The 26,307-nt window shown below is 60.9% G+C and carries 28 protein-coding genes and 1 tRNA gene; 11 read left to right on the top strand and 18 right to left on the bottom strand.

Annotation, left to right across the window (positions count from 1 at the left end; translation table 11 throughout):
• Positions 1–4: 4 nt before the first annotated feature.
• From ACH9L7_RS04195 to ACH9L7_RS04175, 5 genes are all read right to left on the bottom strand, one after another.
• On the bottom strand, positions 5–3,913 hold the full coding sequence (locus ACH9L7_RS04195; protein WP_396612482.1) for an Eco57I restriction-modification methylase domain-containing protein: 3,909 nt from the start codon (positions 3,911–3,913) through the stop codon (positions 5–7).
• Positions 3,914–5,299: 1,386 nt separating this feature from the next.
• Positions 5,300–5,860, bottom strand: a complete 561-nt coding sequence (locus tag ACH9L7_RS04190; RefSeq protein WP_396612481.1) for a hypothetical protein — start codon at positions 5,858–5,860, stop codon at positions 5,300–5,302.
• A 6-nt stretch (positions 5,861–5,866) separates the two neighbouring features.
• Positions 5,867–7,027 carry a tyrosine-type recombinase/integrase gene (locus tag ACH9L7_RS04185; RefSeq protein WP_396612480.1) on the bottom strand — a complete coding sequence of 387 codons (1,161 nt, stop codon included), beginning with the start codon at positions 7,025–7,027 and terminating at the stop codon, positions 5,867–5,869.
• Between the two features lie 48 nt (positions 7,028–7,075).
• Positions 7,076–7,158 (bottom strand) — tRNA-Leu (locus ACH9L7_RS04180).
• A 55-nt stretch (positions 7,159–7,213) separates the two neighbouring features.
• Complete coding sequence (locus ACH9L7_RS04175; protein ID WP_396612479.1) at positions 7,214–8,479, bottom strand: PQQ-binding-like beta-propeller repeat protein; 1,266 nt, start codon at positions 8,477–8,479, stop codon at positions 7,214–7,216.
• A 77-nt stretch (positions 8,480–8,556) separates the two neighbouring features.
• Between ACH9L7_RS04175 and ACH9L7_RS04170 the strand changes: the two genes are divergently transcribed.
• On the top strand, positions 8,557–8,865 hold the full coding sequence (locus ACH9L7_RS04170; RefSeq protein ID WP_396612478.1) for a transcription initiation factor IIB family protein: 309 nt from the start codon (positions 8,557–8,559) through the stop codon (positions 8,863–8,865).
• A 40-nt stretch (positions 8,866–8,905) separates the two neighbouring features.
• Here the strand turns inward: ACH9L7_RS04170 and ACH9L7_RS04165 are convergent, their stop codons facing one another.
• From ACH9L7_RS04165 to ACH9L7_RS04140, 6 genes are all read right to left on the bottom strand, one after another.
• Positions 8,906–9,115, bottom strand: coding sequence for a hypothetical protein (locus tag ACH9L7_RS04165; protein WP_396612477.1), 210 nt, complete (start codon positions 9,113–9,115; stop codon positions 8,906–8,908).
• Between the two features lie 30 nt (positions 9,116–9,145).
• A complete protein-coding gene (locus ACH9L7_RS04160; protein ID WP_396612476.1) occupies positions 9,146–9,649 on the bottom strand; it encodes a phosphopantetheine adenylyltransferase in 504 nt (167 codons plus the stop codon).
• A gap of 91 nt (positions 9,650–9,740) precedes the next feature.
• On the bottom strand, positions 9,741–10,205 hold the full coding sequence (locus ACH9L7_RS04155) for a helix-turn-helix domain-containing protein (RefSeq protein WP_396612475.1): 465 nt from the start codon (positions 10,203–10,205) through the stop codon (positions 9,741–9,743).
• 88 nt (positions 10,206–10,293) lie between these two features.
• On the bottom strand, positions 10,294–11,370 hold the full coding sequence (locus ACH9L7_RS04150; RefSeq protein WP_396612474.1) for a glutamate--cysteine ligase: 1,077 nt from the start codon (positions 11,368–11,370) through the stop codon (positions 10,294–10,296).
• Between the two features lie 113 nt (positions 11,371–11,483).
• A complete protein-coding gene (locus tag ACH9L7_RS04145; protein WP_396612473.1) occupies positions 11,484–12,122 on the bottom strand; it encodes a fibrillarin-like rRNA/tRNA 2'-O-methyltransferase in 639 nt (212 codons plus the stop codon).
• Entirely contained in the window at positions 12,119–12,958 is an 840-nt protein-coding gene (locus tag ACH9L7_RS04140) for an NOP5/NOP56 family protein (protein WP_396612472.1), read from the bottom strand. The genes ACH9L7_RS04145 and ACH9L7_RS04140 overlap by 4 nt, the downstream gene beginning before the upstream one ends.
• Before the next feature lie 101 nt (positions 12,959–13,059).
• On the opposite strand from ACH9L7_RS04140, the gene ACH9L7_RS04135 reads away from it, so the two are divergent.
• From ACH9L7_RS04135 to ACH9L7_RS04100, 8 genes are all read left to right on the top strand, one after another.
• Positions 13,060–13,194 carry a hypothetical protein gene (locus ACH9L7_RS04135; RefSeq protein ID WP_396612471.1) on the top strand — a complete coding sequence of 45 codons (135 nt, stop codon included), beginning with the start codon at positions 13,060–13,062 and terminating at the stop codon, positions 13,192–13,194.
• Positions 13,191–13,613 carry a hypothetical protein gene (locus tag ACH9L7_RS04130; protein WP_396612470.1) on the top strand — a complete coding sequence of 141 codons (423 nt, stop codon included), beginning with the start codon at positions 13,191–13,193 and terminating at the stop codon, positions 13,611–13,613. The genes ACH9L7_RS04135 and ACH9L7_RS04130 overlap by 4 nt, the downstream gene beginning before the upstream one ends.
• Before the next feature lie 103 nt (positions 13,614–13,716).
• On the top strand, positions 13,717–14,088 hold the full coding sequence (locus ACH9L7_RS04125; protein WP_396612469.1) for a hypothetical protein: 372 nt from the start codon (positions 13,717–13,719) through the stop codon (positions 14,086–14,088).
• 63 nt (positions 14,089–14,151) lie between these two features.
• Positions 14,152–14,802 carry a DUF6517 family protein gene (locus ACH9L7_RS04120; RefSeq protein WP_396612468.1) on the top strand — a complete coding sequence of 217 codons (651 nt, stop codon included), beginning with the start codon at positions 14,152–14,154 and terminating at the stop codon, positions 14,800–14,802.
• A 57-nt stretch (positions 14,803–14,859) separates the two neighbouring features.
• Complete coding sequence (locus tag ACH9L7_RS04115) at positions 14,860–15,012, top strand: hypothetical protein (RefSeq protein ID WP_396612467.1); 153 nt, start codon at positions 14,860–14,862, stop codon at positions 15,010–15,012.
• A complete protein-coding gene (gene corA / locus ACH9L7_RS04110; protein ID WP_396612466.1) occupies positions 15,009–15,992 on the top strand; it encodes a magnesium/cobalt transporter CorA in 984 nt (327 codons plus the stop codon). The genes ACH9L7_RS04115 and corA overlap by 4 nt, the downstream gene beginning before the upstream one ends.
• A gap of 227 nt (positions 15,993–16,219) precedes the next feature.
• Positions 16,220–17,218 (top strand): transcription initiation factor IIB family protein, encoded by a 999-nt coding sequence (locus ACH9L7_RS04105; protein WP_396612465.1) that lies wholly within the window; start codon positions 16,220–16,222, stop codon positions 17,216–17,218.
• 90 nt (positions 17,219–17,308) lie between these two features.
• The gene (locus ACH9L7_RS04100; RefSeq protein ID WP_396612464.1) at positions 17,309–17,488 is read left to right on the top strand and encodes a hypothetical protein; all 180 of its coding nucleotides are present in this window, start codon (positions 17,309–17,311) and stop codon (positions 17,486–17,488) included.
• Between the two features lie 22 nt (positions 17,489–17,510).
• Here the strand turns inward: ACH9L7_RS04100 and ACH9L7_RS04095 are convergent, their stop codons facing one another.
• Positions 17,511–17,918, bottom strand: a complete 408-nt coding sequence (locus ACH9L7_RS04095) for a translation initiation factor IF-2 subunit beta (protein ID WP_396612463.1) — start codon at positions 17,916–17,918, stop codon at positions 17,511–17,513.
• Positions 17,919–18,171: 253 nt separating this feature from the next.
• On the opposite strand from ACH9L7_RS04095, the gene ACH9L7_RS04090 reads away from it, so the two are divergent.
• Positions 18,172–18,408, top strand: coding sequence for a UPF0058 family protein (locus tag ACH9L7_RS04090; protein WP_396612462.1), 237 nt, complete (start codon positions 18,172–18,174; stop codon positions 18,406–18,408).
• A 147-nt stretch (positions 18,409–18,555) separates the two neighbouring features.
• On the opposite strand, the gene ACH9L7_RS04085 is transcribed toward ACH9L7_RS04090, so the two are convergent.
• From ACH9L7_RS04085 to malQ, 6 genes are all read right to left on the bottom strand, one after another.
• Positions 18,556–18,978, bottom strand: coding sequence for a DUF555 domain-containing protein (locus tag ACH9L7_RS04085; RefSeq protein WP_396612461.1), 423 nt, complete (start codon positions 18,976–18,978; stop codon positions 18,556–18,558).
• Between the two features lie 66 nt (positions 18,979–19,044).
• A complete protein-coding gene (locus ACH9L7_RS04080; protein ID WP_396612460.1) occupies positions 19,045–19,959 on the bottom strand; it encodes a DNA-3-methyladenine glycosylase family protein in 915 nt (304 codons plus the stop codon).
• 78 nt (positions 19,960–20,037) lie between these two features.
• Positions 20,038–20,982 carry a mechanosensitive ion channel family protein gene (locus tag ACH9L7_RS04075; protein ID WP_396612459.1) on the bottom strand — a complete coding sequence of 315 codons (945 nt, stop codon included), beginning with the start codon at positions 20,980–20,982 and terminating at the stop codon, positions 20,038–20,040.
• Positions 20,983–21,051: 69 nt separating this feature from the next.
• On the bottom strand, positions 21,052–21,474 hold the full coding sequence (locus ACH9L7_RS04070; protein ID WP_396612458.1) for a GerW family sporulation protein: 423 nt from the start codon (positions 21,472–21,474) through the stop codon (positions 21,052–21,054).
• Between the two features lie 129 nt (positions 21,475–21,603).
• Positions 21,604–22,611, bottom strand: coding sequence for an NAD(P)H-dependent flavin oxidoreductase (locus ACH9L7_RS04065; protein WP_396612457.1), 1,008 nt, complete (start codon positions 22,609–22,611; stop codon positions 21,604–21,606).
• Positions 22,612–22,711: 100 nt separating this feature from the next.
• On the bottom strand, positions 22,712–24,202 hold the full coding sequence (malQ, locus tag ACH9L7_RS04060; RefSeq protein WP_396612456.1) for a 4-alpha-glucanotransferase: 1,491 nt from the start codon (positions 24,200–24,202) through the stop codon (positions 22,712–22,714).
• A 161-nt stretch (positions 24,203–24,363) separates the two neighbouring features.
• Here malQ and thrS point away from each other — a divergent pair, with 161 nt between their 5' ends.
• Positions 24,364–26,295 (top strand): threonine--tRNA ligase, encoded by a 1,932-nt coding sequence (gene thrS / locus ACH9L7_RS04055; RefSeq protein ID WP_396612455.1) that lies wholly within the window; start codon positions 24,364–24,366, stop codon positions 26,293–26,295.
• The last annotated feature ends 12 nt before the right edge of the window (positions 26,296–26,307 follow it).

Genomic DNA, 26,307 nt, shown 5'->3' with positions numbered 1-26,307 from the left:
CCGTTCAGAACACGTCCAGATACTCCTCGATGACCTCGCACTCGTCTTCATCGAGGTCGAACAGGTCGTACACGGCGTCGTCGATGTCGGCTTCCAGCACCTCGATGTCTGTCTCCTCGACCTGCTGGCGGTCTGCTTCGAGCCGGTCGAGGAGCGTCCCCACACCCGCGTCACTCCGGGGTATCGGGATAGTGGTCTCCTCTCCACTCTTGACGTTTCGCCCGTCCACAGCGGCGTGGACGTACTGCGCGCGCATCTTTCGTGCCTCGCAGTCATCGGAGTACATCGCGGGGTCGTTGATGGTGTCGGAGCGTCCGGCCTGTACCGTGAAGTCGCCTTCATCGTCCCCCTGCACGTCGGCGCTCACCGGGTAGCGACGAGTCTGCCACTCGTAGGTGATGTAGTTGAATTCGCCGTCGTAGTCTCCGAGGTACGCCTCCGGAAAACGGTCGGTCTTGCTGTCGAGGTCGATGGTGTCCACAATCTCCCCGGCTGTCTCGCGCATTAGTCCGAAGACGCCCGCGGTGTCGTCGGTCACACAGGGTAGTTTTTCGACGTACTGCGAACGGTACTCGTAGAATCCACCCATCTTGACCGTGGTGATGTGCTTGAAATAGAAGTCGAGGGCTTTCGAGTTGAGTTGACAGGCCATCTCCTCGGTGAGGTCACGGTACGGGCCGTCCAACTCGATTCCATAGGCGGTTTTGAAGTACCACATCCCCTCGCTATCTATCATGAATCGAGCATTTTCCGAGATGTGAGCGCCAATAATTTTCGGCTTCTCGAATCGTTCGTGACTCTTTGGGTAGATGAAGGCATACCAGTCTTCCCGACCTTCCATACGGCCACTCTCACGGCCTTCCAACTTCTCCCGATGTGCTTGGAAATAATCCCACGTCAGCGGAAGTTCCTCTTGTAAATACTCGGCATCGTACGCCCTTGTGGTCGCGTCTTCCCCCTCTCCTTCTACATAGTGGGGAAGAATAACGTGAAGGCCTGACCACTCCCCACGCCAGCGCCCAACGTCCTTGCCTTTTAACCACGGACAGAGTAGGTCTGTCTCAATTTCGTATTCTCGATTCTCCCCTGTTGGAACAACTCTGACAGTATCTCCACCGTCCTCTGGCTCAATTCGGTTCGCGTTGACTGGTTTGACTAAATAGACCTTGTTTGCGCTCGTCTGTGTCCCAGCAAAGATAGCATCAGTTATTGCTCCAAAACTATCGGTGCTGTTTGACTCTAACTTCTTAGTGACCTGTAATTCCTCGGGCGGCATCAACGACCAGTACCCTTCATTTAATTCTGCCTGCGGGAAGTCGAACACGTCGATGAACTCGTCAGAGTGGCCCGGCTCGCCGCGGTGGTCGCGTACCGACTCGATGATGGCCTCGTCCAGTTGGCGGTCGTCACCATCGTCCGTATTCGCCTTCACCCGAACACACCGAATCTGGTTCTCCTCACGGGCGGCCTCATCGGATTCGTCCTCAAGAATCACGATGGCGGGGTAGTTGGTCGCGTCCTCGAAGACGCCGGAGTCACGGAAATCGTACACCTCCTTGATGCGGCTGTCTTTGAGTATCACCTTCCGTAGCCCTTCCCCGTAGTCCGTGACCATGAACTGATTCGGAGTGATGAAGCCGAGTTTCCCTGTGTCGTCTCTCAGCCAGTCGAGACCACGCTCGTAGAAGGGACAGTAGATGTCGTAGTTCCCGGTCGTCGCGTCGTACAGACGGCTCATCATGGCCTTCTGTTTGTCCGGGAGGTTCTGGATACGGACGTACGGAGGATTGCCAACGACGTAGTCGTACTCCATGTAGTTCTTGACGACAAGAGCCAATACGGTGTCCTCGAACATCTTGAACAGCCGTCCGTCGTTGTGTTCCTCTTTTAGGTAGCGGACGTTCTCCAGCATGTCGTTGACGTACTCCTCGAAGAACTCCTCCAAGCCGTCGTACTCTTGTGACGTGTACCGGTTGATTCGAGTTTCGAGGCCGCCGCCGTAGGTCCAATCCCAGTCGGAGGTATCACCGAACTGGGCCATGTGGTCTTTGACGGTGTCCAGCACCCCTTGCAGGGCGGCGAAATACTCCCCGAAGTTCTTGACGCTCGTCTCCGCTCGAATCGTCGTGTAGAGCGGCATACGGACGCGGCGAACGAGGAAGCCGTCCTCGGTTTCGACCCCGTCTTCCTCGTCCACTTCGACCGGGAGCGGGACCGGGACTTTGACCTCCTTCTCGTCCTCGTCCCACGCATCGAGGGGCGACTGCCACGTCTCCGCATCGACGGTCCCTAAATCCACCCCAGAGAGTTTGCGCTCGTTCCGAAGGGAATCTGTCCGGTAAATCGGAAGCCTTCGGATAGTGAAGTTGGGGTTCGCCTGCTTCGCTTTTCGATAGGCGGGGAGGATGGCGACGACGAACCGAATCTGTGCCATCAGCACGGCGAACGGGTGGATGTCGAGACCGACAATGCGCGGACGGGTACAGAGGTCGCGAAGTTTGTCCTGCCAGTCGGGGTCGTCCTCGTAGCGTTCAACGTCGGCGATGTACCGCTCGACGGCTTCAACGAGGAACGTCCCGGACCCACAGGAAGGGTCGATGAGTCGTCTGTTCGAGACGCCGTGGTCGTAGCCGACGCCGTCCATGATGTAGTCAACGACCGGTTGCGGCGTGTAGAATTCCCCGAGTGCCTTCCGCGTCTCCGGGTCGAAGTACCGCTGGTAGAGGTCGCCGAGCAGGTCGCCTTCGACGTGAGAGAAATCGAACCGAAGGATGTTGAGGAACACTTCGGCGACCGCCCGACTGAATCGGTCCCGAGTGGCCGCGCTAATTCGTTCGACCGACCCCGTCCCCTCGGCCACGGCCTTGAATTGATTCGCCCCTGACTCGTGCAACCGGGAGAGTTGTTCCGCGTAGCCGTCGGTCCACCACACGAAGATGTCGTCTTGGAATAGTCCTTCGACCAACTGCTCCTGCATGTCGTCAATGAGGTTGTCCGCGGCGACCGGGAACGCGTCGAGGTTGATTGAGTCGCTGAATCCCTGTAGTCCACGGAAGTAGTCCTCCATCCCGTCGTAACCCGTACCCGCGAAAAACTGGTGGTCCTCGGTCGCTTTCGCCAAAAGCAACCGTGCGAGGACGGCGTGACCGCTTTCCAAGCAAAACATGAAGTCACGTAGGGACTGCTTCCCGTCGATGAACGGGTCCCAAGAGGCGGGGACCTCGTCCGGCTCGCTCGCATAGGTCGCTTCCCAGAAGTCATACGCTCCTTTGACGAACTTGGCCTCCTCTTCGTCGCGGAGTTCGTGGAGCAGGTCCATCATGCCCGTGACGAGGTCGGCGAAGGGGCTTCCATCTTCGAGCCGGAAGGTGTCGAAGAAGTGAGCCTGTCCGAGTTCGGTCTCCTCGTTGAGCGGAATCGGGTCAAGTTTGGACAGAAACCGATTGACGTGGTCCGGGTTCGTGAGGTCGAACTCTCGTTTCTGGAGCGAACTAACGAGGTCTCGGGCGTCACTTTCTGTCGCCGAGTCGAGAGAGACAATCAGAATTGGGGAATCCTGTCCCCGACGGTAGAGACGCAGTTGTTCCCCGTTGGTCAGCACTCCGAACTCCGAGCGGAGGTAGTCCATGTAGTGGAATAGTTGCGATTCGTGAGGCGGGAGGTCACGACCGGTCGTCTTGAACTCGTAGACTGCCGTGACCGCTTCGTTGGAGTCGAGTGTGATGTAGTCGGGTCGCCGGTCATCGGGAAGCGTGAACTCGCTACGGATGTCCGTTCCCGTGCCCTCGTAGTCGAGTGCATCGTAGAACCCGTGTTCCAGAAAGAGGTTTTCAACATCACGCTCGCTCATGTCGCCATCGGCTTGACCGGCGATGGCTTGGAGAGAGTCGTGAAGAACCGAAGCGTCTGCCATTATCGGCCTCAACTCAGTAGGCCATCATAAAAGTAGTCGAGATGACGGAAATATACTCGAAAAATCTCTTGACTGGCCCTGATTTCGGGCTACCCTACTGTTGTATCTCTCGTTTAGCCTCTTGCTGTTATCCGATGAGGGCGGTGCAAGACTCCCATAGAGGCTACTGCGTTCGGGAGAGTGGACCAGAACAGGGAAGTTGGCTAACACAAATTTGTCTCTTTTTCAGAACGGAATTCCCCTCTCCATGGAAGGTAGCACGATAATCGCAGCTAAATCTCACGAAATGCGATGTACGTTCCTAAAATGAGAAATTTACAACCATGGCCTAAATCCCACAAACACAAGACAAATCGCCAATTCAATTTGGAGAGTTTTGTACCACAAATGGTGTGTCAAGTATGTCACACACATCCCCTCAGTAGTACTACGTAGGGTATCCCCACTGTTGCTTGACCCCCTCGTGTTTAGAGGACGTGTTTAGAGGACGTGTTTAGAGGACGTGTTTAGAGGACGTGTTTAGAGGACGTGTTTAGAGGACGTGTTTAGAGGACGTGTTTAGAGGACGTGTTTACACTAACGTACTCTAATAGCGGCCTCATCGGGTAGGAACGGTTTGAACCCCGTTAGTAGTAAACCCCTCTGTAGTCTCCCCTTGAGTAATCATCCGATGAACGAGTGGCTACCCACCAATATTCTGTTCTTCCTGCTGTGTTTCTATCCGATGACGCCGTCTTCCATGAACGTCTTTGGAGCGTGTTTCTACAACGAGTATGGCTCTCAATCCGAGGTGACCGATTGAGATAGCACAAATAGTGAGGGCCCCATACAACCAGAATCTATTTTATGGCCCCTGACGGACTCCAGAATCGGTTTTTACAAACATTGAATGGTTCCCATCATATTTTGAGAAAGAATTGCTCTCGCAACCGCACAGAGCGTCGAGTGTTCGTCAAGACAAGCGGGTGATTGCGAAAGCCATAGATGAAGTAGAATATTACAAATGGCCAAACAATATCATAGTATATTAAATATCCGCAATTGAGATTTATGTCACGGTTCGCCGCTTCAGGACCTCAGTTCATCGGTCGCGTTTCTGCACTTGGTTGCTACACCAACGAAAGCCCGAACTCGTGCATGATAGTAAGCACGACCACGTGCTAACTGTGAAAATGACAAGGCTTTGAGAGATGTTGCGCGAGTCAGTCATAATCGAGTGAAGAGAGGTAGGCAAAGAATTGTTGCTTGAATTTATCGAGACCGACGAGACATCTAAGCTGGGGGCTGTTTGACCCTCGGTTGTGTCCCGCCGTTCCGGTAGGGCGAACGGAGGACTGGAGCGTGGAAATCCATGCTCCTGTCCGTCGTTTCAGAACGAGTTCTCAGTCAGTCAATGGCGAGCAGTTGAGTTCGCGCTCTCGCCGCCATCTCGGGGTTCCCCTCCGCCAGCAACTCCGCGATGAGGCGGTACACCCGTTCGACTGGGATGCTCTCCTCGTAGGGCCAGTTCCCCGCCGAAGACGGCATCCGACCCTCAACAACGGCGACGACGTTCTCGGCCTCATCGAGTTCAACCACGGGGAAGTCGTCCGGCTCGTGGACCTCGGAGGCGTTGGCGGGGTGATTCTTCCGACCCTCAATCTGTCCGAGATGGATTAACACCCCGTGTTTCCCTTTGAACGGTTTCCCACAGTACGGACAGAGCCGGGCGACCGACTCGGTCTTCCGCTCCTCTGGGTAGTTAACTTCGACCTCTCGCGTTCCGACCTCCTCCAGATTTTCGAAGTTGAGATGCTCGGGGATTTCTCCCTGTGGTCCGTGCCCGTCTCCAACACTCCGGAGAACGTGGAGATGCATCCCGCGACTCAACTTCTCGGCCTCGCAACCGTCCACGGGACACTTGACGACTCGCTCCGCGTTCCGGTGGGGCTTCGTCGGCGACGTCATCGGATGTTACCCCATCCTGTCGAGAGCATCCCGACGGTCTTCTACGGGTACTTGGTCGTACTTCATCGTCGTCATGGGGTTCTTGTGGCGAAGTTGGGCCTTCGCCGCGGCGAGGTCCCGCTCCTTGGTCATGTACGTCCCCACAGAGTGCCGAATTGTGTACCACGACATCTTCCGGTTCGCCGTCTCGATACCGGCTTGGTCGCAGAGTCGGTGCAGTAACCTCCGAAGGCTACCTGAACCGTGAGGGTTCCCGTGACTCGTCAGCCAGAGTGCGTCAGTTCCCTCGTACCTCTCATACTGCTCCCGTTCCTCCAGCCAGCGAGACAGCGCCGTTGCGGTTCGCTCCGTCAGACTGACGGTCCAGTTACCCTCGTTCTTCGAGGACTCGTCTTTCGGGATTCGGAGGATGCCGTTCCTCGTGTCCACCCACTCTGTCCGGGCGTTTCGGACCTCGTTGGGGCGAAGACCGGCGTCGAGACTGGTCCAAACGAGCGAAGTGACTTCCCACCCGTTCACTTCGTCCCAGTCCTCGCGCATGACATCCTCGTACGCCTTCCCGAGGGCGTTCGAGATGTAGAGTTTCCATCCGTTCCGCTCCTCTGCGGTGAGAGAGCCGTAGGCAGGGATGTTTCCCTCGTTGAGTGCCGCCTGTCGGATGGCGCGGCGTTCTTCACGCGTGAGGAAGTCCTGCGGCTGGTGATTGCCGCCAGAGCCGTCGAAAGAGTACTCGAACTCCCACTCGTCGTAACCGTACTCGTGGTGGAGCCACTTCGAAAGGTGCTGGAGGCCTTCCTGTGCCTTCCCCTTCGTCACTTGGCTCTTATCAGAGAGCGCCAACCAGTCCATGTAGGCGGTGGCGTCATCGGACTGAGGCGGGTACGTGTACTCGTTCTTCTGCTCCCAGAGCCACAGGTCGAAGCGCGCGGTTCGGTACGCCGTCGAGTAAACGGTGTATGGCGAGTACCCTTCGGCCTTGTCTGGGTACTTTCCAACCTTCAACAGCCATGACAGGAATCGAACTCTCCTATCTTTGTAGTCTACGAGTTGTTTCTCGTTCAGTACGCCGTCGTGCGATTTTGGCACCACAGGTATGGGGCGTTCTGTGTCTAACTCCCCGTTGGTGAATACGCTACAGCGCGAGAGCATGATTGGCAGGTCTTCCATGTTGGTTTCCTGCCGAAGCGAAAATCGAACGACGGCGGAGCCGTCGTATGCACGGGACAGGATTCGAACCTGCGAAGGTCTACACCACAGCGTCCTAAGCGCTGCGCCTTTGGCCACTTGGCTACCCGCGCGCAATAGGGCGGTTTCGCCCTCCACCGCCACGTTTCCCGTACCACCATATAAACGTCACGAGGAGTCGCGAACGGCGGCAGCGGAGAGGGACCACAGCTTTGCCGACCCGGAAAGGCCGCCCACGTACACCGACTCGTCACCGACGACCGGCGTCGTCACGTCGTCGGATTCGACCTCGAACGACCCGAGACGACACCCATCAGTCGCATCGAGGGCGTAGACGGCGGCGTTCGACTCGTGGCAGCCAACCGGGACGTAGACGACGCCGTCGCTGACAGCGGGTGTCCCGCCAACTCCATCACAGGGGAACCGAGCACACCACCAGACCGACCCGTCGGCGGGGGAGTGAGCCTCGACTGTCGAGTCGTGAGCAAAGTAGGTAGCGCCCTCCGTGACAGCAGGCGGGTAGTCCCCGCTGTCGTACCACAAACTCTCGCCAGTCGTGGCGTCGAGGGCGTAGGTCATGTCACCGACCGACTGGTAGAGTATCCCATCGAAGACGACAGGTCGGTCAGCTCTGTCTCGGCTCTCACCGAACCGCCGTCGCCAGCGAATCGACCCGTCCGCCGCGTCGAGAACCACGAGTTCACCTTGTTCGGTGGCGACGTACACGCGGCCCAATGCTGCCGTAACCGCCTCCGGGACCGCCCACGCGTCTCGGTCGTCACCGCCAATCGAGGTCTGCCACAGCGTCGTTCCCTCGGTCAGGTCAAGTGCATACACGCGGTCGTACGTCGGCTCCGGATCGGTCTGCGGCGTCGGGCGCTGTGAGGCACCGACGTAGACGGTCTCGCCGTCGGTCGCGTGTTGTTCGGAGAGCGAGGCACGGTCGCCCGGCGGAGTGAACGACCAGACCCGGTCGCCGGTCGTCGTGTCGTACCTGGCGATTCGGCTGTAGCCGCCAAAGGTGAGCGTCTGCCCCGAAACCGTTGGTGAAGCCCCGAAGGCCACGTTTGCGTGGGTCTTCCACAGGACTGTGCCAGTGGCTGCGTCGACGGCGTACAGTAGCTGGTTGTGACTCCCCGCGTAGACGACGCCGTCTGCGACCGCGGGCTGAAATACTCGTAACTTCGTGTTGACCGACCACTCGACGGTGGGGTCCCACTGAGCGCCGCACTGGGTTGCTGCCGCGTCTTCTGGAGTGCCTGTTGTATCTTCTGGGGTTGTTGTCGTCTCCGTGGATTTTGTGGTCTCTGTCGGCGACTGAGTCCGACGAGTCGTGGGCGGTTCGTCGGTCGTCGTCGAACTGGAAGGAACAAGGCCCGTACATCCCGCCGTCCCGCTGAGGAGCGTGGCGAGGAATGCGCGTCGGGAGACCATTGTCGTGTATTCACCCCGCTGACAAATCAACGTTCGTCCGCCGTCGTTGTTATGTACGACCGGCCGCAACGCCGACTATGTACAGCGCCCGAGACCAACGAGACAACGAAGAGTGGTTGGCCAACATCGACGCCGCGGCCGACAGTCTCGAACTCGGCAGCGAGGCCCGGTCGTTCGCCTCGGACCTGTTTCTCTCGCAACTCCCGGATGAAGACCGCTCGAAGAACGCCGTCGCCGCAGCGAGCCTCTACGCCGGTGCCCTCATCGCGGGCGACGAACGCTCACAGAGCGCCGTCGCCGACGCGATGGACGTGTCCCGACTCAGCATCCAACAGCGGTGGAAAGACCTGCTCCGCGAGGCCGGGTTCCGTCCTCCGAGTTGGTGAGGAGACAACGCCGCGGACGCCGCGAACTGACGGAGCGACACTACTCGGTCGTCTCTGGAACCGGTGCCACCTTTCGCGTGAGGACGGCGTATGTCACAGCGAGAGCGAGGAGTCCAGCGACGAATTCGGCGGGGATACCGACGAAGAGCGAGAAGGCAATCCAGCGCGATGCGACTTCTGTGACGCCGATACCGACGACGAAGGCCGTGACGAGTCCGACGGCGAAGCTCGCGAACAACGGGTGGCGCATGACTGACACTACAGCGACAACGTAGGAAAACTATTCGTCGGCGCTGGGAGGGGTTCGGCCGCGACCATCTCGTTCGGGCGTGAGGTTTCCGTGGCGGTCGATTTCGCCCATTACGATTCGCGTCGAGGAGATTCGCTTTCCGTCTTCGGCGGGGAGGTGGTCGACGACCTCGATTTGGAGGGGTTTGAGGCCGCGTTCTCGACGAATCTCGTTGACCTTCTCGCCGCCCTCGCGTGTCTCCGGAGAGACGATGAGCGCGTCGAATCCCGGTTCGGTTGCGATGCCGGTCGGGGCTTCGAGTTTCCGAACCTCGAAGTCGCGGCCGTACTCGTCGGCCAGCGGTTCCAGTTCGGCTTCGAGGTCGGCCTTCCGGTCTTCGAACGGGCGGACGTAGCGGTCGACGTGGCGCGTCTTCGGTGCGAGTTCGTCACTCGTGAGTCCGACCGTAACGTCGCCCAACTCGAAAGCGCGCTCGAAGAGCGCGAGATGTCCATCGTGGACAGGGTCGAACGTCCCGCCCAGCGCGACGTGCATACACTCGGGGTGGTGGCCCCACAACTTAAGCGGGTCGGGTTACTGGAAGGAAATTTGCTGGAGTTTACGTAGAGTCGAACCAGCCCGAAGATTACTCTTCGCGGACGGTAATCGAGACGGGTTCGGTCTCATCGGAGCAGTCGGTGCCGAGACGGCGGTCGAGATTGAACACGGCGTTCAGTTGCTCTTGGACCTGTCCGACGGCGTCCTTGACCAGGTCGCTCGGCGGAATCGCGACGTACTCGTAGGGGTTGTTCCCCGCGCCGGAACTCTTTCGCTTGCGTCGGTCGACCGTCTCGTCGTCGGCGAGTTCAGCCAGCGCCTCGCGGACGGTGCTCGGGTAGAGACCGGTTCCTTCCGCGACTTCTTCGCTCGTCGAGTGGGGGTTCTTCCGGAGGTACACGTAGATGCGCGCCCGCGTCTCGGTGTCGAGAATCCACGCGAGTAGGTCCACCAACCCGTCGTCGAACTCGGAGACGGCGCGGTCCGTCGCGCCATCGTCGTGTTTCTCGTCCGCCGACTCTGCGTGCTCCCCGCTGGTCTGATTCGCAGGCATTTGTGCTACGGGAAAGGACAAAACACAGGCGGTAAAAAATGTTTCTCGTCAGACCCGCAGTGTGAACCTCACACCCGCAGAATTTGGGTTATTCGAGAGTGAGGTACTCACACAGTGCGTCGAGACCGGACTCCGCGTGGATGCGGCGCTGAATGTCGGCCCCAGACTCGGAATCGAAGAGGGTTCGCAGGCCGGAGACGCCGAGACGGTCCGATTCGGACTCGACGAACGATTCGAGAGAGACGACGCCGTCGCCGTCGGGCGCGATAAAGCTGGCATCTCGGCCGTATCGCGTCGCTCGCCACTTGTTCTCGTCGAGGAGTTCGCGGCGGATGTTGTGTCTGTCCTCGCCCGACTCGTATCGGTCTGCGAGGTCCAACACGAGCGCGTGGACGTACTCGACGAAGTGGGCCACTCTCTCGGGGTCGGTCTGTGCATCGGGCGTTCGAATCTCGACTGACCCGTGACCGGTGTGCGGCCGAACGTCGAACCAGAGTTCGCCCCTGTCGTCGATAGACCCGTGTTCGACCATCCGGCGCTCGAACGTCTGGAAGTCCTCGAAGTCGTCGAACGCGGTCGGCATCCCCGTGTTGGGCAGGTTCTCGAAAATCTTGGCCCGCGCGGATGCAAGTCCGGTGTCGAATCCATTCCAGAACGGAGAGTTCGCAGAGAGCGCCAACAGCGGCGCGAGATACCAGCGGAGTTCGTTGGCAATCCAGATGGCCTTGTCAGCGTCGTCGACGCCGACGTGGACGTGGAGTCCGGCGGTCGTGTTTCGGTGCTGTGGATACTGAATGCGGTCGAGTTGCGCCCGATATCGCGGTTTCGTCGCGTGGTCGAGTTCCCGCCACTTCGCCGCTGGGTGGAGACCGGCAGCGGCGATTCGGTAGCCCTGATTCGACGCGTGTTCGACGAGCGCGTCCCGAACCGTGGTTATGGCGTCGGCGGCGTTCGCAGGGTCCTCGATGAGGGGCGTCTGTGTCTCGATTGTGAACTGGAACAACTCGTGGTCGATGCGACCGTCGAGCGGTTCCGGCGGCGTCGGACCGTAGACGAGGTCGTCGGTGCCTGACACCGGCCGGCCGTCGGCATCGACGATGTAGAACTCTTCTTCGACACCGAGTGTACCCATCCGTTCGAAGGCGTCCGCCGACCCAAGTTCCATCGAAACGCGGTTAGAGTCGCCGAATTAAAAACGTCGTGGACCCCGGCGATCCGTTCGCCAAACCGGAATCACCGGAGTACCTCCTCTAATCTGGCACTTGAGGCCATCTACGGCTATTTTGGACGGGCAACGATGCCGAGGTGGTCCGCGTGGAACCGGTCGAGTCGTGCAGTCTCCAGAATCTCGTACTCGGGTTCAAGGTCGGAAACCACATCGTCGAACACGTCGTCCGGGTCGGCGGTCACGTCCTCGCTGCGGGCCTTGACGGCCATTAGAAGCCGTCCATCGTCGGCCAAGAACTGCTTGTTTCGGACGGCGACTGTCGCCTGCCCGCGGGTCGCAACGTCCATCACGAGACAGTCCACGTCAGATTCGACGACGTGGGCGTACGACGAGGGGTCGCGGGCGTCCTTCAGGAGCGGAAAGAGGTTGTCGCGGTCCTCTGCGACGCCGACGAGGTCACGAACCGGCCGGGGCGCGAACTCGACGGCGTAGGTCGGCCCGGCGAAGTCGGCGACGTGCGAGACAGTCGTGCCCGACGCGGCACCGAGATACAGTACCGTCTCGCCGCCTTCGAGGCCGGTGTCCATGCCGAGTTCGAGCATCGCACCGAGTTTCGACCGGCCAGCGTCCCACGCGCGCCACCCGTCAGAATCGATTGGTTCGCCGTACACCCGCGCGCCCTTCGTGGCGAGTCGCTCGCGGCCGTCGTAGGTCCGACGCTCGACGCCGGTGGGAAGGTCGTCGCTCATTGGTCTTCCTCCTCGGCGCGGGCGCGAATCGTTTCGATGCGGTCGGCGAGTTCCGCGTGAATCTCCGGCCGGTAGTCGCCGGAATAGTGGTCGATTCGGGCGGCGATAGAGAGCTTTCCGGCGAAGGCGCGCGCGGCCGACCCGCGGTCTTCCGGTCGCGTCCCGTGGACGTACTCGTGGGTGAAGATGACGCCGTGTTTCGGTGACGACGCCCGGCCGCTCAGGTGGGCGAACAGCGCGTCTTCGGCCCCGAGGACCTGCACGGTCCCACTTGGGGACTTGGCGAGTTTATCGAGACCGCCAGCGAGCGAGATAAGCCGGGCCGCGAGGACGGGACCGGCCATCTCGGCGAGGTTCGGCGCGGCCGAGGGGGCGCGCTCCTCGATGAACGCCCGGAGTTCGTCGCGCTCGTCGAGCAGGTCGACCGCTCGCGTCGCGTACGAGACGACCCGTTCTTCCGCGGGCGTCGTCGGGTTGCGGTCGGCGATGTCGCGGACGCCATCGAGGCCCCGAGGAACGTCGTCGTAGAGCGTTCCCGCCCACTCGACGACTCGCTCGGCGAGTTCGTTGGCGGTTCGTTCGGCGTCGTCCATGGCGCGAACCGCGTGCGTGAGTTGTACGTCGTCTGCGCCCTCTCGCTCGGCGACCGCCGCACGTGCGGCTTCGATGGTCGCCTCGCGGAGCGTCGCGTAGTACTCCGATTCGTCGGCCGCGAACCCGTGTTCGACGGCCTCCGCAGGCCAGTCCGCGGGAGCGTCCGCACGCCCCTCACGGACCCGTGCCACTCCTGCAACGGAGTCGTCTGGGTCCACACCGGCGAACCATGCGTCTGTCATGATGGCGGGTTGTGCCCCGTCCACGTAAAAGGACTCGGACCGACGACCGTCACACAGTGTTGTGGTAACGTTTAACACATTCTAGTTCCAACGGGTATTCGATGGAACGGACATCGTACGTCTGCCGCGACTGTCGGACAACGGTGAGTGCGTCGTCGTACCGAGCGACCTGTCCAAATTGTGAAGGAGAACTGCGACCCGGGTCGGCGACGAATCGCCACCTGGCCGGTGGGTGAGCGGGCCGCGAACCTCGTCGGACCCGACTGACATTCGTTCGCTTGCAGTGACGACCGAAGACCTCGTTGCTGCTCTCGAAACGAATCGTCGGAGCGGCCGTGAGGCTGTCCTCCGTGTGACGCCGCCGTTTTACGGGCGAATGCGGGCGCGGATTCATCTCGCTGGTGGGGAAGCGACCGACTACGGAGAGCCGTCGCCACTGCATCTCTCGCCGGAGTTGTTTCTCGACGAGACGGTCCCGTCGTATCCAGAGACGCACGAGACGCGTCCCGACCCGTACGACATCGACGACCACCACGAGCGCCACACCGAGGCGGTCTCCCAGTGGCGAAAAGCGGTTCGCAACCACCTCCGCGAGCGAGTCTCGATTTCAACGGACGACGGACCGCACGAAGTCGACGTGAAGTATCTGGGCTAATGTCTGGACGGTCGAGCGTCTCTGCTACCGTCGGAGGTGGACGACCGGCGGGAGAGTACTCACGAGCGAATCACTTTTTCGGCACCAGTACGTCGATTCGGGCATGAGTACCGACGAGTACCGCCGTGGGCGGGCGGTCGAACGCGAGCGCAAGAAGAGAAACCGGGCGGTCAGCGGGCGCTACCGTGGCGTTATTCCCGTCATCTACGGTATCGGTCTCATCATCTTCCTCGGCGCCTCGCTGTTTATCGGCCCCGAGTCAGCGTTCGCGGTCTACCTCGTCACCCACCTGTTCTACGCTGGCCTCATCCGGGGCGACATCAAATCACTCCGGAAGCAAGACATCGACTGGGGCTTTTCGCGTCACGCCTGGTTCGGTGCCGCCCTGACGCTTCCGTTCGTCGCTCCGGCATATTATCTCTACAGTCGCCGCGTCATCCACCGAGAGAACCAGTCTCGAGGGGTTGTAGACTGACGACCCGGAGTTTGGGACAGTCAAGCCCCGGAACTTATAGCCGACGGCGCGGAACGACCGGTAATGACTACTAGACGTTTCGTAACTGTCGCCGCACTCGCGCTGCTCGTCGTCACGAGCGGGTGTCTCGGCGTGCTGACCGGAGACGAACCGCTCAAACTCTCGTCCGAACCCGCCGCCGCTGACGCTACTGTCGCGTCCGATGCGGGATACAAGACGAACGGGACGCAGACGCTCGAAGTCAACCGGTCGTTCTCCGTCGCCGGACAGGAGCGGAAAGTCGTCGCGAGCAACCACGTCACCACGTACGAGAAGTCGATGGACCTCGGGTTGTTCGGCGACGTTAAACTCGGCGTGTTCAGCGTCATCTCGACGCCTGCCGCGGAAGTCGCGGGCAAGACGCTGAACCCTATCGGTGACTACTCGAACGACCAGTTGGTCGGCCTCATCCAGAGTCGCTATCAGGGCCTCAGCAACGTCGAGCAGGTGAGTACCCGGAACGTCCAGATGCTCGGAACGACCGCGAACGTGACGAAGTACAGCGCGACCGCCCGAATCAAGGGCCAAGAACTCGATGTCTACGTCCACGTGACGAAGGTCCGCCACAACGAGGACTTCATCGTCGCGCTCGGCCTCTACCCGCAGCAACTCGACGACGAGGAAGCGAACGTCCTCGAACTGATGCGCTCGGTCGAACACCCGGCGGAAGCGTAGTCCTTCGAAAGCAACAGCGAGCGAGACTTTTTCTCGTCGCCGCTGGTCGGTGTGTCTATGAGTCGCATACGAACCGCTGGGATAGCCGTGACTGGTCTTGGGATAGTCGGCTACGCGGGCGGCATCTTCGTCGCGTATCCGGGACGTGCATTCTCCGTGACCGCGCTCATGGTCGGTATCACCCTCTGGGCCGTCGGAGGTAACACGTGATATCCGCACTCGTCTACGACGACGGTGGTGTGACCACCTATCCCGCAGCGGAGTTGGGCACGGCCCGCGACGCCGACGGGACCACGTGGGTTCGTGCCACATCGGAGTCCGACTTCGCTCGCGTCGCCGAGGCGTTCGGTATCCACCCCCTCACCGTCGAAGACGTTCGAAACGATGTCCGGCCCAAAACCGAAGAGTACCTCGAATACACCTTCGTCCTCGTTCGAATCGCGGCATTGCGGAAGGGCGACCAACCGTTCGAAGAAGAGGTTCGAACACAACCCGTCGGGCTCTGCTTCGGCGACGACTGGCTGGTCACGCTCACGCGACGTGAGCTCCCGCCAGTTGACCGCGTGTGGGACGCCATCGAAAGCGAAGAACAGCGGTTGCTCCGGTTCGGGCCGGACTTCGTGGCCTCCCGCGTCGTCGACCGAATCGTCGATGGCTACTTCGACTTGCTGGACAGCGTGGGCGAAGAAATAGAGACTATCGAAGACATCGTCTTCGAAGGGGCCGACCAATCGGTTCTGGAGGAATTGAACGCGGTTCGTCGCGACCTCCTCTCGTTTCGGAAGACGGTCTGGCCAACCCGCGAAGCGGCGGCGGTACTCGCTCGCGGCGACACGGAGTACGTCAGGCAACCGACTGAGAAGTACTACCGCGACGTGTACGACCACCTCGTCGAACTGGTCGACCTCACCGAGACCTACCGTGACCTCGCCCGCGGGACCCGCGAGATGTACCTCAACTCGCTCTCGCAATCGACGAACGAGGTGATGAAGACGCTAACTGTCGTCGCGACCATCATCCTCCCGCTCACGCTCGTCGTGGGCGTCTACGGTATGAACTTCGACCCCGCAGCCTCTCCGTTCAATATGCCGGAACTCGGCTGGAAATACGGATACGTCGCAACCATGCTCGGCATAGCTGCCGTCTCGGGGATTCTCCTCGCCTACTTCCGACGCGAGCGGTGGCTGTAACCCCCCTGAACGAAAGAATTAAAAATACGTTATGAATCGGAGTGTGACACCGTTTCTCGTCCGATTTGTTCCGACACAACGCTTTCTTCGTTCGATTTTCGCTCGCACAACGGAGAAAGGCTTAAATACTTCCCAAACTTACTACTGGTAAGGACACTCCTAGCCGGATTACCCTTTCGTCTTTTTCATTTCTACCGGCCGAGACGTGTCCGCGCCCCCCGATCATAATGACTGACACCACCACCACCCGAACGTACAGCAAAGACGCAACGGCTCAAGACGTATCTGAGTCCGAGCGAGACGAATCGCAGCGGGCAGACGAAGAAGAACAGGTCTGCCCCGAGTGTGGCGGCGACCTCGTCCAAGACGACGAACACGGTGAGACCGTCTGCCGAGAGTGTGGCCTCGTCGTCGAAGACACCGTCGTCGACCGCGGCCCTGAGTGGCGTGCATTCGACGCCGCCGAGCGCGACAGCAAGTCCCGCGTCGGCGCGCCGACGACCAAAATGATGCACGACAAGGGGCTTTCGACCAACATCGGTTGGCAGAACAAAGACGCATACGGCAAGTCCCTGTCGCCGCGGCAGCGCGAGCAGATGCAGCGCCTCCGCACATGGAACGAACGCTTCCGCACCCGCGACTCCAAAGAGCGCAACCTGAAGCAGGCACTCGGCGAAATCGACCGCATGGCCTCGGCCCTCGGTCTCCCGGAGAACGTCCGCGAGACCGCCTCGGTCATCTACCGCCGCGCCCTCAACGACGACTTGCTCCCCGGTCGCTCCATCGAGGGTGTCGCCACGGCGGCACTCTACGCGTCCGCACGCATGGTCGGGACTCCCCGGTCGCTCGACGAACTTGAGAAGGTCTCCCGCGTCGACAAGATGGAGCTCACCCGGACGTACCGCTACATCGTCCGCGAACTAAAGCTCGAAATCAAGCCCGCTGACCCCGAACAGTACGTCCCGCGGTTTGCCAGCGAACTCGGTCTCTCCGACGAGGCCGAGCGACAGGCACGACAGCTGCTCCGCGGCGCGAAAGACACGGGCGTCCACTCCGGTAAATCGCCGGTCGGCCTCGCCGCGGCAGCGGTCTACGCGGCCGCCCTTCTCACCAACGAGAAGGTGACGCAGAGCCAGGTCTCGGAGGTGGCGGATATCTCCGAGGTGACCATCCGCAACCGCTACAAAGAACTGCTCGAAGTGCAAGACGGAAACGCACTGGCGTAAGCGTTCGTGGTGGACCCGGTGGATGGGAATTTTTCTTTATTATGCGAGCCCGTAACAAGATTTATCCGCACTCCCAGAGCATATCGGGGTATGGTCGAAGCATTCGTCCGACTCTTGTGCCCCGAATGTGGAAAGGACTGGGAGACTACTCCGACTGACCTTCCTCCCCATCGCGACAATTTCTCGTGTCAGGAATGCGGAACGACTCGGCGCACTGCCGAGTTCATGCGGACGGAGCGTGACCTCCAGACGCTCAAGCAATTCGAATAGTAAAACGAGTCGGTACGGCTTTTTACAGGTCAGGAATCGCCGAAAGCGCGCCACACGCGTCGCACTTCATGACTTTCGCACCCTGTTCGGTGACGAGGCGCGTGTCCGGCGACCCGCACTCGGTACAGCGGACGAACGACTCGACGTACTCGTCGATAGCGTTGGCGACGCGGCGCTGTTTGAACGACCCGGTAAAGCGTGCGCGACCTTTCGCGTCTATCTGGGCACTCGTCCCCAGTTCGGACTGGAGGAACGTTAGCACGTGATTAGCCTCCCGTGCCAGCGTGTCGTGTGTGTCCGCGAAGTTCTCGTAGACCGTGACGTTCCCTTCTTGGCGGACGACCGGGTCCGGAACGGAGAAGCGGTCACCCCGGTCGGCCGTGTCCGGCGTCTCCGAGAGCGCGCGGTCGAGGTGGTCTTCGTAGCCCATATCCGACATACTCGTACCGCCGCCTAAAACGTTCACGCCAGATGCGCGGGAGAGCGCGCGGTACATATCGGTATAAAGGCCTCCGGAGAATTCGACTAAATTTTCGAACTGCAACATGAAACATGAAACTAATTGAAAATGAACTAACACTTAATTTCGCCTGAAACCCCGATAATCGGGCGTTTAAGAAAGTTGCATGCTAACGTGACTCAAGATAATACTATATCCCTCCGGTTTCAAGCCAGCGTTGCTCATGAAGAAGCAGGAACTCATCCACCTGCACGGCCTGCTCGCCGAGGTACACACGCAGATGGAAGCATGGGAAGATGAAGAGATTGAACTCGTCGAATACAATTCTCTCGGTGTCCGACCGACATCTATCCACAAATCCAAGACCGACCACAAAGCAGCCGTGTTTAAGATAGCAAAAGGAATCACTGGAGCGATGCAAGAGGCTGAACCGGAGCCCGTCGCCCCACAAGCCGACTGAACCGAAGACAGAGACTACGCGTTCTCCTCCCGAAGCTACGACCGACGAGCGATTGCTCTCTCTGTGGATTAGTACACTGCTAAGCCGAGAACCAATACGAAAGACTTGGATGTGGGCCGACGAGTCTTGGCGACGGACGCAGGTGGGTCAGTCGTCTTTGACGAGGTCGTCGAAGTCGGGGATGGTGTCACCGCCACCGCTTCCATCGGGTTGCGTTTCTTCCTCTTCTTCTTCCTCTTCGAGAACCTCGACGGAGAGCACTTTCAGCGGGACGTTTTCGAGTCGTTGCCCGATTTCCTTTCGGGCGATTCGAGACGCGTGTTCTTCCTGCTCGACGTTGAACACGGTCATCTCCAGTTCGAGGGCGACGAGAGCCTCATCCGCGGCGATAAACGCCGGAGGGAGTTCTTCTCCGCCGGGAGTGACCCACGTCCTCATGTTGATTTCGACGTAGTTGAGGTCCGGGTTGAGCATCTCACCCGTCTTGGCGATGGCGATGCGAATCGCCTCGTCTTCGTTCTCAACGTCGTACACCGGGACCGCGGCTTCGACGACGACTCTGCAGTCCATGATTGGTATGAGATTGTGGCGCAAAGAGCATCAACCTTCTTGCCCAGTGAGTAGTTCGACGAGCGCTTACTCGCCGCCAGACCGGAGGTAGTGAAAGACGTAGGTCTGGGTGTAGCCTGCGTACGGACCGCCGAGACGCTCGCGAATCGCCCGCGACGTGTCCACGTAGTTCCCGCAGTCGCAGTCGGGATAGTGGTCGGCGATGGCCGAACGAATCCACGTGTCGAGCGGTACCGCTTCGAGGTAGTCGAGCGAAAACAAAAGCACGCAGTCGGCGACCTTGTCTCCGACACCGACGAAAGTGGTGAGGTAGTCTCGCGCGTCTTCGTAGTCGCGCCCGCGCGCGTCTGCCGGTGCGGCCTCGCCCGTCGCAACCATCTCTGCTGTCCGCTGGACGTAGGGCGCGCGATAGCCGAGGCTGAGATCGCGAAGTTCGTCCTCGGAGGTCTCAGCGAGTCGTTCCGCGGTCGGATACGCATAGTAGGTGTCGCCGTCGAACTCGACTGCCTCGCCGTAGGTCTCGCGGAGGCGCTCTTGCATCCCGAAGATACGCGAGACACGCATCTGTGCCGAGCAGATAAAGGAGATAAGACACCCGAACGGTGGGTCACGGACGAGCCGCATGCCCGCATAGGCGTCGAAGGCGCACTGGACGAGCGGGTCGTCCGGCATCGCGTCGTAAATCGCATCGAGGTCGTCGTCGAGGCGAAGCAAGTGCGTCAGAATCGGAACTGCGTCGGTCGTCGATTCCCACTCCAACGTCCCGTTTCGCTGGCGAACTCTGACAACGGCCGACTCTTCTGAGACGCCGTCGAGCGGCGGAACGATTGTCTGGTACCACGCGTCGCCGCCGTAGGCCGCGTCTCGCTCGTACATCCGGCCGTCAGGCCGGTCCCAGAGGTACGACTGGCCGCTCTCCAGCGTCGATTGGAGGTCGAACGCGCCGTCGAGGTCTGCGAGGTCGATGACACCCGTTTCCATCGCTTCCACCTTGGGCGCGGGGGATTTGCGGGTTTCGATGCGAGCACGATGACCGGCAGATGTGTCTGCGACCGAGTCTCAGCGGTTGCGACCCGCGGGGAACTGCACGCGCTCCGGATGTTCGGTTAGCTTTGTGAGGATACGCTCGTACAGACGGTTTCGGATGCGCTGGCCTCGGGTCGGCGGGACGAGGACGCGAAGCCTGAGAACGACCCACGACTCCTCCTGTGAGAGGTTGACTGTTGGACCGTCCGCCACGTCCAACTCCAGGGGCGAGTTGTCGAGGTGGCGTCGATACCGGCGCAGGGCGGCCCGCATGTCGTCTCCGAGCTCCGATTCGGCCACCTCCAGCATCACCTCACGGACGAACCCGAGGTCCGTCTCGTAGGCGACCTGTACGGGGACTTCAGCCCAGACGCGATTGAACAGGTCACCGTGGTTGACAACTTCCGACGAGAGGACGAGCGAGTTCGGCACCGTGACCGTCCGGCCGGTCGGTTGGTTCGACGCGAGCGGACCACCGGCCTCCCAGAGCGTCGTCACGAGGAAGTCGACTTCCGCAACGTCGCCGGAGACGCCCGCAACCGTGACCCGGTCGCCGACGGCGTACGGGCGCTTGATGACGATGTAGACCCACCCGATGAGCGAGAGAATCGGTTGCTGAAGCGCGAACGTGACGGCGAATCCGATGACGCCGAACGAGACGAGGACGCCGAGCCACTGCTCTGTGAACGCGCCGAGGACGCCGACGAGCGCGACGAGTCCCAAAACCAATCTGATGACGTTCCGGGCGTCGTAGGCGCGGCGTCTGTCCCGGAGACGGACAACGAACACCGCCATCACGAGACGGTAGATGCCGTAGGTGACGAGCGCGACGGCGAGCGCCGAGAGCCCCTTCGAGAGGAGAACGTCCGCGTTCGGGACCGCGAAGTCCGAAAGCGGCGTCGTCGCCCGAATCACCCCGGCGAGGACGGCGGCGAGAAGACCAGTGACGAACGCACCGAGACCCAGACGACGAGACATACCGTCGCCGTCGGGCGGATGCCTGAAAAAGATGTGGCCGGACTGCGGCCCAAGAGTCGCGTTTTCGCACTACCGCCGGAGGAACCGACCGACGAGCAGTCCGATAGCGATTCCGACCGCGAGGATTCTGGCGAGTCGACCGCGGTCGGCGAATCTGATGAAAGTCGTCTCGTCTGGGGTCACTTCGACCACACCGAGTGGGGTGGCCTGTGCACCGCCACCGCCACCGAATCCTTCGCCGCCATCCGCGCCGGATTCGTCGGTTCCCGACCCGCCGCCCATCCCCATTCCGAACGCGACGCGCGCGACGGGGATGACCGTCTTCTCGCCGACGGTCACGGGGTCGCCGTAGACGGTTCGGGCGTCTGTCTGGGTGATTGATTCGAGCGACGAGAGGAGTTCCCGGTCGGTCGTCTCGATGTCTATCTCGTGAGCCCCGGTCTCAGTCGGCGGGACGTCGACCGTGCTCGAAATCTCATCTTCGGAAGCCATACGAGAATGTAGGTCAGGGAGCGAGATAATCACCGTTGTGAGTGCTCATAAACCGGGAAATTCAGGGTTTTCGAATCCTACACACTCGGCCCGCAGAGCGGGTGGAGAGCCAAATCGGGGCGTGACGTACTACTGTGAGACCCGCACTATCGCTTCAATTGTTTCATCAGCGAGTCTCTCTACGAGTTCATCGGCCGCTTGCGTTTCGTAGGTCAATCCCGCACTCTGGCCCGCGTACAGCGGCACCTCCTCCACATCGCCTTTCATTCCCGGAACTGCAAGCGAATCTTCGTACCGGTGAATGGGAGTTCCGTCTTTGGTCTCCGCGACGACTTCTCCCTCACCGGGACGCTGGCTGTCGGGGCGACCCGCCGCGTCCCACTCCAAGACGGTCGTATTTTCGAGTACCCGATGCGGAACTCCAGGCCACCCCTCGTCGAAGAGCGTAGCGTACACTGTCTCGGTCTCCTCGGCTTCGAGAACGCGCTGTCGATACAGTCGGTGGACGTTGGCCTCCTCAGTTGCGAGAAATCGCGTGCCGAGCCACGCACCCGCGGCCCCGAGGGAGAGTACAGCGGCGATTCCGCGCCCGTCTGCGATACCACCAGCAGCGATAACTGGTGTGTCGGGAACGGCGTCGACGACTTGCGGCACTAACGGAAGGGTCGCAACCTCGCTTTGGACGTGGCCGCCCGCCTCCCAACCCTGTGCGACGAGGATGTCCACGCCAACATCGACGGCGGCCGACGCCTCCGCAGTACTCCCGACCGTCTGGATGACGATGCCGCCGTGGTCGTGAATCCGCTCGACGTACGGGGCAGCGTCGCCGAACGAGAACGAAAATACGTCAACACCCTCGTTGAGACAGATATCGACGTGCGCTTCCGTTGGGACGTCTTTCGCGTCCGGATCCGCGACAACGTTGACGCCAAACACGCCGTCGGTTCGGTGCTCCGTCTCGGAGACGGCCGCACGAGTCTCCGCCTCGTCTCGCCACGTGATAGCCAACATACCGAGCGCGCCAGCATCCGCGACTGCGGCCGCTAGTTCGGGACAGGACGCACTCCCAATCGGCGCTTGGACGAGCGGTACGTCGAGTTCGAGTGCGTCTGTAAGTGGCGTTGACAAACACGGCATTGTGAATACCTGAGTTGACTCCTGTGAAGTCCTTCACTCTAGTGAAACGAACAACGAGAGTGTCAGATACCGTGCGCTCTCGAAGCAACCGACCCGAGTCTCAGTTCCGGATGTGGAGGTCCGTGAGGTCGGCGAGACGGGCCGCAACGTCGTCTTCGAGGCCTTCGCGGGTGACGCGCCATTCCCAGTTTCCGTCCTGCGTGCCGGGCGTGTTGAACCGGGCGTGCGAGTCGAGGCCGAGAAGGTCCTGCATCGTCGTGAACGCGAGGACGGACGCCGAGTTCCAGACGGCGTCGATGATGGACCAGTGAATCTCGGACCCGTCGGCACCGATGTTGTAGTGCAGGCAGTCACGGGTGTGGTCGTCGAGCGACTGGTAGTAGCCGATGAAGGTGTCGGTGTCGTGAGTCGAAGTGTAGGCGACGGAGTTCTCCGGGTAGTGCATCGGTTGGTACATATCACCCTCGCGGCACCAGTCGGCGTACTGCGGGACGCGCATGCCGGGGAAGGCAAAGCGGTCGCGGAGGTCCACGAGCGACGGGTCGAGGAAGCCGAGGTCTTCGACGACGAACGGGAGTTCGCCGAGTTCGCGCTCGACTACCTCGAAGAAGTGGTGACCGGGCGCGTCGCGCCACTCGCCGTTTGCGGGGTCGTCGGAGGAGGCGTCGATGGCCCAGTACTCGTCGAAGCCTTTGAAGTGGTCGATGCGGGTCACGTCGACGAGGTCGAACAGGCGGCGAAGGCGGTCGAGCCACCAGCCGTAGTCGTTCTCTCGGAGGTGGTCCCAGTCGTACAGAGGGTTGCCCCAGCGCTGTCCCGAGTCGTTTGGATTCGGCGGCACACCCGCGACGACTGCCGGTTCGTGGTCGTCGTTCAGGTCGAACGCCTCAGGAGCGGCCCACACGTCCGCGCTGTCGAGGGCGACGTAGATGGGCAGGTCACCGACGAGCGTGACGCCTTTCTCGTCGGCGTAGGCGGCGAGGTCACGCCACTGTTCGTCGAAGCAGAACTGGACGAACTTACGGTAGCGAATTTCGGGTTCGTGTTCGTCGCGGGCGTGTTCAAGCGCGTCAGGGTCGCGGGTCTTCAACTCCTCGGGCCAGTCTATCCACGCGCCTTCGAACTCGTCTTTCAGCGACGCGAACAGGGCGTAGTCGTCGAGCCACCCCGCTTCACGCTCGCAGAAGTCCTCGAACGCGGCGTGGTCGTCTTCGGGGGCCTCCGCTTCGAATCGGTCGAAGGCGGTTCGAAGCCGAGAGCGCTTGTAAGTGCCCACACGCTCGTACTCGACGGCGTGGTCGTCGAACTCCGGCACGGGTTCGAGGTCGTCGTCGGTCAGCCACCCGCGGGATTCGAGGTCCGTGAGGTCTACGAGAAGTGGGTTGCCGGCGAACGAGGACGACGACTGGTACGGTGAGTTCGCGTGCGCGGGCGAGGTTGGCCCGAGCGGGCAGAACTGCCACATCGACTGCTCGGCATCCGCGAGGAAGTCGATGAATGCGCGGGCACCGTCCCCGAGGTCACCGATGCCGTGCACGCCGGGAAGCGAGGTGACGTGCATGAAGACGCCGCTCTGTCGGGTGAATCGCATACCAATTGCTTCGGTGTGCAACCCAGTTGGTCCTTTGGGTCGGGACAGGTCACACACATGTTCCGTCCCACGATATCACATGTCACGATTTCGCGGCCGTCAGCGCGTCTCGCGCGCCCGTCTCAACAACACTTATTCTCCCCCGTCGGTTTCGTGCGCGTATGAGTGATATCGCTGTCATCCTCCCGGACGGAACGGAACTCTCCGTCGAGGAGGGTGCAACGGTGCGAGACGCCGCGTTCGCAATCGGCCCCGGCCTCGGCAAGGACACCGTTGCTGGCGTCGTCGATGGCGAACTCGTGGACAAAGAGACGCCGCTCCACGACGGCGCGAATCTCGTCATCGTCACCGACCAGTCCGACGAATATCTCGACGTACTCCGCCACTCGGCGGCCCACGTCTTCGCACAGGCGCTCCAACGACTCCACTCCGAGGCGAAACTGACCATCGGCCCGTGGACGGACGACGGCTTCTACTACGACGTGACGAACGTCGACCTCGAACAGGAGAACCTCGAAGCCATCGAAGACGAGATGCGGAACATCATCGAGGAAGACCTCGACATCGAGCGCACCCTCATCGGCCGCGAGGAAGCGCTCGAAAAGTACGCCGACAACCCCTACAAGCGCGACATCCTCGAAACCGAGGCCGCAGGCGACGACGAACTCTCGTTCTACGAGCAGGGCGAGTTCGAAGACCTGTGTAAGGGTCCGCACGTCGAATCGACGGGCGAAATCGGCGCAGTCAAGCTTCTCAACATCTCTGCGGCCTACTGGCGCGGCGACGAGGAAAACGACACGCTGACGCGCGTCTACGGGACGGCCTTCGAGTCCGAATCCGACCTCGAAGACTTCCTCGAAATGCGTGCCGAGGCCGAAGAGCGCGACCACCGCAAACTCGGACAGGAACTCGACCTGTTCTCGATTCCGAGCGTCACGGGGCCGGGCCTGCCGCTGTACCACCCCAACGGAAAGAAGGTTCTGCAGGCGCTGGAGACCTACGGCCGCGACCTGAACGAGGACTACGGCTACGACTACGTCGAGACGCCGCACCTCTTCCGGACGGAACTGTGGAAGCAGTCGGGCCACTACGACAACTATCAGGACGACATGTTCCTCCTCGACGTGAACGACGAGGAGTACGGCCTGAAGCCGATGAACTGCCCGGGTCACGCGACCATCTTCAAGCAGGGCAGTTGGAGCTATCGCGACCTGCCGGTTCGCTACGCCGAAAACGGGAAGGTCTACCGCAAGGAACAGCGCGGCGAACTTTCCGGTCTCTCGCGCGTCTGGGCGTTTACCATCGACGACGGCCACCTGTTCGTCCGCCCCGACCAGATCGAACAGGAAGTCGAGGACATCATGGACATCATCCTCGAAGTGCTGGAGACGTTCGACCTCGACTACGAAGTCGCGCTCGCGACGCGCCCCGAGAAGTCCGTCGGGTCCGACGAAATCTGGGAGCAAGCGGAGTCCCAACTCAAGTCGGTCCTCGACAGCTCCAAGATGGACTACGTCGTCGAAGCCGGTGACGGTGCCTTCTACGGCCCGAAAATCGACTTCGCGTTCGAAGACGCGCTCGGCCGCAAGTGGGACGGCCCGACGGTCCAACTCGACTTCAACATGCCCGAGCGGTTCGAACTCTCGTACACGGGCGAGGACAACGAAGACCACCGCCCGGTGATGATTCACCGCGCCCTCTACGGCTCCTTCGAGCGGTTCTTCATGGTGCTCATCGAGCACTACAACGGCAAATTCCCCTTCTGGCTCGCCCCCGAGCAGGTCCGCATCCTGCCCATTTCGGACGACCAGATTGGCTACGCGAAGAAGCTCCAGTACGAACTCGGCGACTTCCGTGTGACCATCGAAGACCGCTCGTGGACGCTCGGGCGGAAGATTCGCGAGGCGCAGACCGACCGCGTCCCGTACATGATTATCGTCGGCGGCAACGAGGAAGAAGCCGGCACCATCTCCGTGCGTGACCGCAAGGAGCGCGAAGCACAGGACGTGACGGTCGAGGAGTTCCGCGACCACCTCCAGGCCGAAGCGGCCGAAAAGCGCGCCGAACCCGACTTCCTCGCAGACGAGGAGTAAGCGCAGTCGCCC

The sequence above is a fragment of the Haloferax sp. S1W genome (assembly GCF_044593955.1).
Classification (GTDB): domain Archaea; phylum Halobacteriota; class Halobacteria; order Halobacteriales; family Haloferacaceae; genus Haloferax.
Note: the sequence above shows the minus strand (reverse complement) of the source record. Positions and strands in the feature narration are given on the sequence as shown.